General features: G+C 34.0%; 9 protein-coding genes. 8 read left to right on the top strand and 1 reads right to left on the bottom strand.

Annotation, left to right across the window (positions count from 1 at the left end; all coding sequences use genetic code 11):
- Positions 1-261: 261 nt before the first annotated feature.
- The 5 genes from HH304_RS07980 to HH304_RS07960 all read left to right on the top strand — a co-directional run bounded on the left by HH304_RS07980 (position 262) and on the right by HH304_RS07960 (position 5,357).
- Positions 262-1,506, top strand: a complete 1,245-nt coding sequence (locus tag HH304_RS07980; RefSeq protein WP_169679964.1) for a sensor histidine kinase — start codon at positions 262-264, stop codon at positions 1,504-1,506.
- 216 nt (positions 1,507-1,722) lie between these two features.
- On the top strand, positions 1,723-1,977 hold the full coding sequence (locus HH304_RS07975) for a hypothetical protein (RefSeq protein ID WP_169679962.1): 255 nt from the start codon (positions 1,723-1,725) through the stop codon (positions 1,975-1,977).
- Between the two features lie 165 nt (positions 1,978-2,142).
- Complete coding sequence (locus tag HH304_RS07970; RefSeq protein WP_169679959.1) at positions 2,143-2,919, top strand: hypothetical protein; 777 nt, start codon at positions 2,143-2,145, stop codon at positions 2,917-2,919.
- Between the two features lie 12 nt (positions 2,920-2,931).
- A complete protein-coding gene (locus HH304_RS07965; RefSeq protein ID WP_169679957.1) occupies positions 2,932-4,002 on the top strand; it encodes a PCMD domain-containing protein in 1,071 nt (356 codons plus the stop codon).
- A gap of 209 nt (positions 4,003-4,211) precedes the next feature.
- Entirely contained in the window at positions 4,212-5,357 is a 1,146-nt protein-coding gene (locus tag HH304_RS07960; RefSeq protein ID WP_169679955.1) for a helix-turn-helix domain-containing protein, read from the top strand.
- A 617-nt stretch (positions 5,358-5,974) separates the two neighbouring features.
- Here HH304_RS07960 and HH304_RS21225 read toward each other — a convergent pair.
- Positions 5,975-6,100 (bottom strand): hypothetical protein, encoded by a 126-nt coding sequence (locus tag HH304_RS21225; RefSeq protein WP_271711551.1) that lies wholly within the window; start codon positions 6,098-6,100, stop codon positions 5,975-5,977.
- A 298-nt stretch (positions 6,101-6,398) separates the two neighbouring features.
- Between HH304_RS21225 and HH304_RS07955 the strand changes: the two genes are divergently transcribed.
- The 3 genes from HH304_RS07955 to HH304_RS07945 all read left to right on the top strand — a co-directional run bounded on the left by HH304_RS07955 (position 6,399) and on the right by HH304_RS07945 (position 12,687).
- On the top strand, positions 6,399-8,054 hold the full coding sequence (locus HH304_RS07955) for a coiled-coil domain-containing protein (RefSeq protein WP_169679952.1): 1,656 nt from the start codon (positions 6,399-6,401) through the stop codon (positions 8,052-8,054).
- A 123-nt stretch (positions 8,055-8,177) separates the two neighbouring features.
- Positions 8,178-11,255 carry a SusC/RagA family TonB-linked outer membrane protein gene (locus HH304_RS07950; RefSeq protein ID WP_169679950.1) on the top strand — a complete coding sequence of 1,026 codons (3,078 nt, stop codon included), beginning with the start codon at positions 8,178-8,180 and terminating at the stop codon, positions 11,253-11,255.
- Positions 11,256-11,274: 19 nt separating this feature from the next.
- Complete coding sequence (locus tag HH304_RS07945) at positions 11,275-12,687, top strand: RagB/SusD family nutrient uptake outer membrane protein (protein ID WP_169679948.1); 1,413 nt, start codon at positions 11,275-11,277, stop codon at positions 12,685-12,687.
- Positions 12,688-12,696 lie beyond the last annotated feature (9 nt).

The following is a 12,696-nucleotide window of genomic DNA, read 5'->3' as shown; positions in this document are numbered from 1 at the left end:
TAATCAATTTAAAGATTTAATTTTTGATTGAATTAATGGCAATCTCTATTAGAAATAATGCAGATATCTAAAGAAAGTAACACTTAAGAAGAAAAAACATTATTGAATACTTCCGGTTTAATTATGAGATAAATCGGCTAAAGGGAATTTTCAAAGAAAGTGTTTACAAATGAGCCTTAAAGGCAATACAAATGCCGATTGTAGAAAGGAAAAGCGAATTTTAATTGCTATATTCCTATTGAGCCATTTAATCTAAATAGCATGCTGTCTAAAATTATCAGGCAAAGTATTTACGGGATTGAAAACCGGTTTGTAAAAACAAGAGCAGTTGCTACTATTTGGATTTCTCTTATCCTAATAGGTCTTAGCACCTTTCTATGCATATTTTGTATGTTATACAAAGTCTATGATGTTGCAATTGTAAATATTATAATTATATCTGTCAGTTTTATTGTAATTCACCTTTGCAGGATTCAGAAAAGTAGGAAAGCCATTTATTTAATGCTTTTTACAATCTTACCAATGGTGTTTATTGCGGTTCATTTTGCCTATAGAGATCTTAGATTTACTGATACTGAGAATTTTTTCTTTTTAATTATGGTAGTTGGTGTATTTCTTCTCGATGGGAAATCAGAAAAAATCTTCACATCCGTTACCATTCTTTGTTTTATCTATTTCAAATACCTTAAAGCTACTTTACTCCCAGATAGCTATAATAGCCCTCCATTATTGCTACTGGTGAATTCTATTGCTGTAATTATCATTTCTTATATAGTAATGATTTTATTAAAGAGGCTTCTTGAGTCTATAATTATCAAACTAAATAAGGCTAATGAAGATAAAAACAGGCTGATTAATATTATAGCCCACGATGTTAGAGGGCCAATTAACAATTTCGAGGCTCTGTTAGATGCTTTTTTGAAAGGATACATCACTCACGATGAGTTAGTAGAGCATTCAGAAAATATTAAAGTACAAATTATTCCAATTAGAAATACAATAGACGATCTCTTGTATTGGTCTTTGAATCAATTAAAAGGTTTAAAGTGTAAGCCTGAAAGTATAAATCTGAATTTTGAATTAAATAATTTACTGAATCAGTTAAAGTACGACTTAACGAAAAAAAACATAAGTGTAATAAAAAAACTTGATACAAATACAGCCTTTATTGATCCAAATCATTTTAAAATTATCTTTAGAAATGTCCTTCATAATTGCGTTAAATATTCTCCTGAGAATACTACAATAAAAATTGAAGCAAATGAAAGTGAAAAGGGTATTAAAGTTAAAGTTTCAGATCAGGGAAGAGGAATGTCAGAAGAGCAGATTGATAATATAATGAATCAAGAAGTATCATTTAAGACCACTGGCACAAAAGGTGAAAAAGGGAAAGGGATAGGGCTGACATTTTGTATTCATCTTCTGAAATTGAATAATGGTGAAATAGAGATAAGCAGTGCAATTAATAAGGGGACTGTTTTTAATGTGAATTTGCCTAAAAGTTGATGTAATTGAACTTTAAAATAGACCTTAATTTAATTAATTCTATTAAATGTTATTAAACGATTAATTTAAGGGTTCTTGTGATAAAAGCTTCTGAAAAAATGCCCAATGCTGGGTATTTTCTAAACCATCAAATGTTTGTAGTTTTAGTAATGCACTAAATAAAGAGCTTTTATATGTGTAGTGCATTAAATAATTTCTAATTTAAATTCTACAACTATGCCACATTATGCGCAAGGAACTACCGGATGGACTAAGTTAAAAGGATACCAGGCTTTTTGGGATCCGAAAATTGATCTGGGCAAATTCTATTTCACAACTTTCGAGGGTAAACGTCAGGAAACACCATATATGACAGCAGAAAATTTTGCCAGAGTAATTGATATTTTAAGAAACGAAACTCCTGTTTATGGTAATGCCAGTACAGGTTCTGTAACTACTCAGGGAGAAGAAGTCGGAGAAGAAGAATCCTGATAATTCATTCAATTTAATCTTAATAGTGAAGCACAAGTTTATCTTGTGCTTTTTTATATTCAAAAACAAAACTGTCGAAGGGATGATTGTAAAATACTAATTAATAATGTAAATTCTTGAAGTAATAATTGGGTGTTCATTCATACTGTAAATCATTTCATTTCTATGAAAAAAGAATATTTTCTAACATTTATCTTTTTTACTGTTTTAATCATTATTACCCCCACTCTAATTCATTCTCAGAATAATCAGGATACAATTAAATATACCCCATACGAATTGTTATCAAGCTATTATAATGAGGGATTCAAACCATTTGAAAAGAGAAATTTTTATGTAGGTTTGTCATTTTCATTAGAAGATAGAAAATTAACTAACACTAATAATATTTTTCAGCAGGTAATTGATGGTGAGCGTTTAAATTATGACATACTAATCAAAGGAGGGTATTATACGGGTAATTTTGGTATGGCTGGAATTTCATTTAATTATTATCAAAGTAAATTTGAGGGCGAAGTATTTCGTGATCCTGATACCCTTCAGTCAAATTCAATTACAAGGGGGTTTGCTATTATTCCTAATTTCCGGTCATCGGTTCCATTAACAAAAAATGAACGTTTAAGCTTTTTCACACAACTTGAATTAAGATTTGGAAGGAGTAATACGCTAATCAGAAACATTAAAAAAATCGATGAGGTGGAAAAGATATATGGAACCGATGATAATTTTCGCATTGGATTAAGTCCAGGTCTTACCTTTTTTGTTATGGAAGCCTTTGCTTTAGAGGTACAATTAGATGTATTGGGATATGAATTAAATGTAGAAGAAAGCAAGGTTAATAATAATGAGCCTTCGCGGGTTATCAGACAAAACGTTGATTTTAATATTAATCTTTTATCACTCCAACTTGGATTGGCTTATTATTTTGGAGCTAATAAATAATATAATATTCCCATGAAAAAGTTGTACTATGTATTGATTAGCTTAATTGTCTTCTCCTGTGTGGATGAAGATTTTTTTGGGTTGTCAGATCAAGGAAATATTAAGAATCTGGTTGTTAGGAATCAGGCTAAAAATGCCGTGATCAATCGAAATGATAAGACTGTAGAAGTCGAAATTCCCGGGGGAGTTGACCTTACAGAAGTTGAAATTCAAACTCTGCAAATTTCATCCTTTGCTTCATCCAATAAGAACCCAGGTGATGTTTTGAATTTAACTGATTCTGATCAGATCATAATTACAGCTGAAGATGGGACTGTTTCCACCTGGACAATCACAGCCTTTGTAGCCTCATCAACACCTCAGCTTGAAAACGGAGATCTTAATTCGTGGTATCAAACAGCTTCGGAGTATTATGAGCCAGGAGAAAGCGCGGCAAATACTATATGGGGTACAGGAAATAAAGGGACAATGATATTAAATAAATTAGCTACCATTCAAGAAGATCTGGGTAACAATAACCTTGCAGCTAAAATGATCACCCTGGATAATGGATTATTAGGGTCTACATTTGGAGCTCCAATAGCAGCCGGTTCTATTTTTACAGGTGTTTTCAATTCTGATAAAATAGATCCTTCAGATCCGGAGGCAGCGATAGAATTTGGTACCCCATTCATAGGGCGACCAGTGAAATTAAAATTTAAATATAAATATGAGCCCGGAAGTGAAAATAAAGACAAAAATGGAAATCTTCTTCCGTATTCTGATATGCTGGATATCTATGCTTTACTGGAAGTTCGTTCAAATGGAAAAACCGAAAGATTAGCCACTGCATGGTTTAGAAGTGGTGATCTTATTGAGAGCCTAGTAGATAAAGAGGTTTTATTCACTTATGGAGAATTGGACAATAGCTTTCCGGATTATATGAAGCCAACAGATCACGGATATGTTAGTATGGATTCTGTAGAATTTGTGCTCCCAACACACATTACTTTCGTAGCATCTTCAAGTTTTGGTGGTGCAGAATTTGCCGGGGCTATTGGCAGTACATTGATTATTGATGATGTTGAGATGGTTTATGAATGATTTTTCAATGATTAAAATCATTATAATTAAGTATAAATACTTCAAGGAAAAATAAAATATTTATATAATAGTCGCATTAGTATAACCAAATGTTTGTGAATATTTTTGAAAAATGCCTGATTTAATAAATATTGTAGCTTAGAATTAAATTGATCTAAAAGTAATCTAATAAACTAAGCTATTATTTGCACTTTTGGTTTAACTCAATAATGATTATAGATAACTATTTTGAATTGGTATTGATGATGGGAGCGGTTTTGTCCTTCCTTTTATCAATGTACCTGATTTTTTATCCGGGTAATTTTTTTCCAAATAGAATTCTGGGAGCACTTGTGTTTTCTTGGTCGGTTACTGTAATGGTATTTATTGTTCAATCACCTGCCTTTTTTAATGAATACCCCCATTTTTATGCATTGTTTGATGTTTTTGCCTTATTGTTTTTCCCATTGATGTATCTATATCTACGGAATTATTTATATCGGGACATAAAGAAGCCATTTTTGCAAATGCTGCACTATATTCCTGCAGTTTTATACTTGTTATTCTTATTGCCTTTTTTTACAGAATCCGCAGATGAAAAGAGAAGAATGCTTCAAGAAGGAATGCCAGCCTGGTTTTCAACTACACAAGTCATATTTAATATTGTAATTGTTCTACAAGGTATATTCTATAGTATTTTTTGTCTTCGAATGATCCATCATTTCCAGTATTTCAGAGAAAAGCACCTATCAGCGTTTCAATTGAAAACTTTGAGCTGGTTAAGGTTATTTGTTGTTATTAATATTCTTCTCTGGATGAACGGTACAACTGGGGTAATTTTTGATATTTTAGGCATTGAAATCTTCATTGACCTTTTTAAAGTATTCTATGGCGGACTAACGATCTTTACCATTGTTCTTGGAATATTTACTATCAATAGACCAGAACTTTTTTCAGAATCTGAAGATATCAGGAAAATTGTGGACTTGTCAGGCAATAAAGAGGTTAAGCGGGAAGTAACATCCCAGAATAATCAGGATTATGAAGAATTATCTAAATATATCTCTTCTGAGAAACCCTATTTGATCAATGATCTGAAAATGCAAGATCTTGTGGAGTCTACCGGAATTACCTATAAACGAATTTCTGAGGTCTTTAATAAAAATTACAATAAGACCTTTTATGAAGTCATGAATGAATACCGTCTTGAAGAAGCTAAATCATTGATCAAACAAGGATTTTACAAAAAGCACACCTTAAATTACCTTGCCGAACAAGCTGGATTCAATTCAAAGACAACTTTCAACCGTATTTTCAAAAAGTATACCGGCTATACTCCTTCAGACTATATAAAACATATTGAAGAAGAAAACTAAGATTGAAATATGGGATAGATTTATCAATTAACTATTTAATGTTCTTACATAACTCAATATGACCATTGTTAATTTATATATAACTTTAGTAAGATTTAACATAATTAAACTCGCGTACCAGATTTGAATTATGATTCATACCATGCATTGGTACATATCGGAATCAATTGACATCCCCCTCAAAATACAAATTAATACTTTTGGCAAATAGAAAATAAGTATCTGTAAATATTGTCTTATAAATAAGTTGGCTTTTTTATGAAGATATTATTTCAGGGTAATAAAGTAAATGACTATTAAGGTTTATTTAATTATGGAAAGGGATCATAAGAAATGAAAAATAAATCTTGTAAGCTTTTTTTAAAGGATAAAGTCAGTTTCGGGTTTATATTCATCATATTAATTTTTATTGATAATATCAGTTCACTGACTATGATTGATGAACTAAGCAATTGGAGAATATTCGCATTTGGAATTGGGACTGCTATTTGGTTTAGTATTATTTGTATTTATATCTATTTGGTTAATCGATATAAGAATTATTGAAAATTACAGAGTCTAAATGTGAAAAAGCACCATAAATATTTATGGTGCTTTTAGTTTTTCTCACGATTTTTTTATTTGCCATTCTCTTCAGAGCTTTTCAATGCAACAAGTTGAATAACCACCTTCAGATTCAGTTTTAATTCAGTCTTCCTGAATAATACCTCATCAATAATTTTATGAATCTTCAAATTATTCAATATTCTAATTGTTAAAATTCATCACTAGAATTCAAAATATTGACTAGTAACTTTTACTCAACTATAATATTTCTAAAACACATTTAATTAAAATGTGCAATTTTGTGTTTCATCCAATATTTAAAATTCTCTTATTAATAAGTTGATTATCAGAATATAACATTGAAGGTATCAATTAAAACATGGTGCCAATTCATGCATTGGTACAACAAAACTGTAAGTGAAACCTGCTTTGATAATGTGTTAAGTACTTTGCTAGAACAAACCAAATCAATTTTTTACCTAAAAACTTAAACTTATGAAAATTAAACTTTGGTGTCTAGTGCTATCTTTCATTTTAATCACAACTGGTTGTGTAAAAGACGATCTTGAAGATCTGCAAAATCAGATTGATGATTTAAATACAAAAGTTGATGATCTGGAGCAAGCTCAACAAGAAGCACTTCTTGCTGCCATTGCTGATCTTGAAGCAAGCCTTGCTGCATTAAACTCTGATCTTGTAGCCGACCTACAATTATTAGAACAAGAAATTGCTGAAAATGCTAACGCAGTATATTATGGTAATGTAATTACAGCAGCTGATTATGATTCATTAGTAGCTCAGGGTGCGACTATCGTTACTGGTAAAGTTGTTATTAATAATGATGACAACATTCAGGACCTTACTGGAATAAAGTTAATAGGAAAAAATCTTGAAATTAACGGTGGTACTACAATTACCATGGAAAGCCTGCAAAGCGTTGGTGAAGATTTGATCATTACAGGAGTTAATACTGAAGCTACTTTAAATCTATCAATGCTTTCATCAATTGGAGGTGATTTTGAGATCGTATCTAATACTGGGCTAACAGAGGTAATTACTGACGAATTAGTACTTGTGTCAGGTGAGCTTTTCACTGAAAGTAATGATATGTTAACAACATTATCATTTGCAAAACTTGACCAGGTAGATGAGCTACATATCAATGGTTATTGGGCAAATGATCCTGAATATTTATTCTATGGGGCAATTAATTACCTCGATCTTTCAGCTACTAATGTATCAAACGATGTATTGATCTCTTATGTTGGAGATGTACCTGCTATATCATTTGGTGAAATCGGTGGTGATTTTGAAGTAGAGTATACAAAGATCGTTGAAATATCAGTTGCCGCTTCTACTATAGGAGGAGACTTTATAATCGAGTATAACGCAAGATTAATGGCTATTGAAGTTCCTAATCTTGAAACTATTGATGGAGAGTTAAGTGTTTCTTTTAATGATAATTCAATTTTCTGGAATGAAACTGAAAGAAGTGGATTAACTACACTTCCAACTTTCGAGACATTAACATTTATTGGTGGCGACATTCAAGTGATCAATAATGGTGCAATAACATCTATTGAGTCATTCAATAATGTTACCGAAATGACTGGTGCAAATATTGATTTTTCTAATAACGGATCAAATATTGACAATATCAGCATCTTCAATGCTTTGGTTTCAACGGGAGCATCAGCATATTCTAATGCGAGTATAAATATATCTGAAAAAACCAACTGGTTTGATGGGTTTAATATGCTTGAGAATGCATTGAATGTTAGATTAACCATTCAAGCTCCAACTGAAGGTGGTGGCGGAATAGGCCCATTTGAAGTTGGTGGTCCGGTAAGAGTTGATGGATTTGCCAGTATGACTGATCTTTCAACTTTATTTCTGGATATAAAGGAAGCGACGGAATTCAATGCTTTTCCTTCCTTAAATAATTTTAAGAATTATCAGGAATATCTAAGAGTGTATATGCCTTTAGATGAAAATGTTGGAATGTGTACTATGGAGCCCATTTTTACTAAAATCAAAAGTGGTGATTTTGAAAACTGGAATGGTACACGTGTAGCTAAATTCTACATGAACTGGACAGAAATGGATCGAGATACCGCAATAGATCAACTACTTGCACCATGTGCGCTTTAATACGATTGGTTTAGTATGATTGAAATAATATCCCGGTGTGTCTTAAAGCATACCGGGTATTATTCTCAATTCAACTATCTGCCTTAACCCAAAATAATAAAATCTTATCCAAATTATTATATAATGAAAAGACTAATAGGCTGCCTTTTATTATTCTGCCTTCTGGGGGTGAATTTTGTCTCCGCTCAGTCGATTACAGTAGAAGGAAATGTAAAAGATGAAAATGGAGAAAGTTTACCCGGAGTAAATGTTGTCATTGAGGGAACTAGTCAAGGTACCGTGACTAACATCAATGGTTATTATACATTAAGTGTTCCAGACAAAAGTTCTAAGCTTGTCTTTTCATTTATCGGTACAGAAACAAAAGTTATTCCTGTTGAAAACAGGTCTGTTATTAATGTTACTTTAAGTCAAACTGTTCAGGAACTGGAATCTGTGATGGTAGTAGCATACGGTACTACCACAGAAGAAGCTTACACGGGAGCAGCATCAGTTGTGGACAAAAAAGTATTAGAAAACAGACCGGTCACCTCTTTTGAAAAGTCGCTACAAGGAACAACACCTGGCCTGATGGTGTCAAGTAGTTCCGGACAACCAGGCTCGGGTTCAACCATTCGAATTCGTGGAATTGGTTCATTAAGCGCAAGTAGTGAGCCATTATTTGTGCTTGACGGAATCCCAATGTCCGGATCAATAACAGATATCAACCCCAACGATATTGAAAGTATAACAGTTCTTAAAGATGCTGCTGCATCATCACTATACGGTTCCAGGGCAGCAAATGGAGTCGTATTAATCACAACCAAACAAGGGAAATCCGGATCAACTAAAATTAGCTTTAATAGTCAGATGGGAGTTTCTCAACGAATTTCAAAGGGATACGATCTGATGAATTCAACTCAATTTTTTGAGCATTCATGGATGGGTCTCTATAATCAGGCATTAATTGATGGAGAATCTATTGATGATGCCAGAGCTTATGCACATGCCAATGTAAAAGAAACCGTTGGATACAATCCATTTGGTGTGGATAACCCATTAGATAATAACGGGCAACTTATACCAGGTTCTCAGGTTCTTACCGATACAGATTGGCGCGATGAAATTTATAAGAATGGTATCATTCAAAACCATAATTTAAGTATCTCCGGGGGATCAGATTTAACTAAAGTTTTCTTGTCACTAGGTTATTTTAGTGATTCCGGAATCACTTTAGGTTCTGATTTCAAAAGAATTTCAAATAAAATAAACGTTTCTCATAAGATCAATGATTTCCTGGAAGCAGGTTTAAATTCTCACTTATCTTATTCGAAGACCAATGCGCCTCCAAGTGGATCAGGAGGAGCAAACCCGGTCCGATCAGCTGAAGTGATCAATGCCGCATCTCCCGTTTATAATGAATTTGGTGATTATGAGTGGGGCAATAAAGCAGTATTTGATTTTAATCCGGTTGGTTTAGCCGAACTTGATCAATATAAGTATGATACAAAAAGAGCTGTCGTCAATACTTATTTAAATGTAAAAATATCTCCTTCTTTCAATTTCAGAACATCAGCAGGAATAGATAACAGCATTAACAACGGCTTAAACTATTATAACCCTTATCATGGAAATGGAGCCGGAGTTAATGGCCGTACGTCAACATCTAATACTGATAATTTCGGGTGGAATATATCAAATATATTAACCTACTCGAAAGCTACTAATAACTCGTATTTCGAAGCATTAATCGGACAGGAAGCTCTTGGTCAGGATGTTTCTGTTCTATCTGCCGGTGTGACTGATTTTTCTGTCCCGGGAAGACCTGAATTAGTCTGGGGATCAAAACCAGGACAACCTGCAAGTGGTGTTTACTCCTGGACCATGGCATCCTATCTCTCTCAAATAAAATATGACCTTAACGATAAATACTTCTTTTCTACCAGTGCGCGAATGGATGGAAGTTCAAGGTTTGGTAAGAACAATAAATATGGCTTATTCTATTCAGTTGGTGCAGGGTGGCAGATAACACAGGAAGAATGGATGCCTGAATTCACCTGGCTTGACAATGCTAAACTGAGAGTAAGCTATGGTACTTCAGGAAATAACAATATTGGTAATTATGCTTCATTAGGGCTGTATGGCAGTGGAGCGAATTATGGCGGATATCCTGGATTAACTCCAACTCAGTTGGCTAACCAGGACCTTAGCTGGGAAAAGATCAAGAGTTTGAATATCGGGCTTGAGCTTAACTTATTTAGAAAGCTGGATGCATCAATCGAGTTTTATAACAGAAATTCTAATGGTCTTTTATTTGCCCGACCATTGTCTGCAGGAACCGGGTTTGGATCAATTATTTCTAACCTTGGAGCAATGAAAAATACCGGGCTTGAGACAGCTTTAAATTACAGGTTGATAGAAAATAAAAATGTTTTCAGTTCAATAGGTTTCAATATTTCTTTCAATACCAACGAAATTCTTGAATTAACCACTGAGCAGATTGTTTCTGGAACCAAATTGCTCGAAGAGGGCAGTAGCATCTACCAGTTTTATATGCGTGAATGGGCAGGTGTAAATCCAGATAATGGCAGACCAATGTGGTATGTCAATGAAGATTCAGATGACAGAGAGGAATCCGGATTGCCGTCAAGCGCATATGAAGATCCGTTAGGTTCCGGTAGATCAGTTACCAGTGATTATAATGACGCCGAAAGAAAAAGGCTGGGTACTTCCCTGCCAAAAGCATTCGGAGGATTGAATTATAGTCTCAACTACAAGAATCTGGAATTAAGTGTGTATTTCTTTTATAGTCTGGGTGGTCAAGTATACAACAATGATTATGCAACCAATATGCATGACGGAACCCAGCCCGGTTCAAACCTTGCAACTGATGCATTGAATGCCTGGACTCCAAATAACAGGTATACTGATGTTCCCCGATATGTTAAGAATAATATGGATGAATCGAATCAAATGTCATCCAGGTTTATCGAAGATGCATCTTATCTGCGATTAAAGAATATTACCATCGGATATAACTTTCCATCGGATATTTATGAATCACTTAAGATTAGAAACCTGAAGGCATTCGTATCAGGTGAAAACCTATTCACACTGACAAAATATAAAGGATATGATCCTGAGGTGGCTATTAATGGAACAACTAGCAATACCATTCCAGGCACTAAAGTAATCACTCTTGGTCTTAAAGTAGAGTTATAGAAAATTGATGACTAATACTATGAAGAAATTTACATTAACACTTATAAAATCTGTCTTTCTACTACTTATCCTTGTCGGATGTGGTGATGAATTTCTGGAACATGAACCGACAGATTCCATCTCCGATGATAAAGTATTTGATTCTTATATCACTGCCAACTCAGCATTGATCGGGGTATACGATCAATTAAGTAGTTTTAATTTTGAAGGGCTTTATAATCCTATCATGTCTGACATCATGGGTGAAGATATCATGATCAATTCAGTGGATAACTGGAATTGGTGGGTCCCGGTGTATCAAATGAACGTTTTACCTAACTATACCTATGTCGACAATCCCTGGTGGTCAGGATATAAGTTGATTCATGATGCAAACAAGATCATCGATAATGCAAGCTATATACCTGACGCGACAACTGATCAGATAGATGAGTTGACCGGGCAGGCAAGAGTTCTAAGAGCATATACAATGTTGAAATTAGCTCAAATGTATAGTGTCGCATATGTTAAAGATCCTTCAGCACCTTCAATTTTGCTAAATACTGATTCCGAAAACACTGATTCAGGATTTACCCGAGCCACATTAACAGAAGTTTACGATCAAATTGAGAATGATCTGTTAACAGCTATCTCTCAACTGGAAAACAATACTGATAAAGGTTTTTTTGATAAGCGAGCAGCCCAGGCTGTTCTGGCAAGAGCATATCTTGATATGCAAAATTGGGAATCAGCCAGTGAAATGGCAAATAGTGCTGCAGAGGGAATGACCCTCATGGATATCAATGAAATGTATAGTGGTTTTTTTGCCAGAAACTCAGAGACAATATTTACTATAGCCTATACCCAGGAAGACAATAATGTTTACCTGTCAATTCCATCTTTTTACTGGCCGGTTGCAGGATATAGTTCAATAAGAGCCAATGATGATTTTGTCAGTAAATTCTCAAATGCCGATGCACGGAAAGGCTTATTTTTAAAACAAAATGATATTGATCCGGACAGGTATTTAGTATTAAAATTCGGACATAATAGCGCTGTTGGTAATGCAGAAAGAATATGTATCAGAGCCTCAGAAATGATCCTGATCGAAGCTGAGGCTGAGGCAGAATTAGGAAATTATTCTAATGCGCAAAACCTCCTTTATAATATTCAGAAACGCTCAAATCCTGGAGTGATTAAAAGTACGGCTACCGGGCAAACTTTAATTGATGAAATATTGCTTGAGCGACGCAAGGAATTATTTGGTGAAGGATTCAGATGGAATGATATCAAACGCCGTCAATTACCTTTTAATCGCAGTGGCGACCATTGGGTCAAAATGACTATTACAGCTCAGGATGCAGATTATTACCGCCTGACTTTTCCCATACCTCAATCAGAAATTGATGCAAACGAGCTGTTAAGTAATTCAGATCAAAATGTTGGGTACTAATAATAAATT

Source organism: Marinigracilibium pacificum (assembly GCF_012926615.1).
Lineage (GTDB): Bacteria > Bacteroidota > Bacteroidia > Cytophagales > Cyclobacteriaceae > Mangrovivirga > Mangrovivirga pacifica.
Note: the sequence above shows the minus strand (reverse complement) of the source record. Positions and strands in the feature narration are given on the sequence as shown.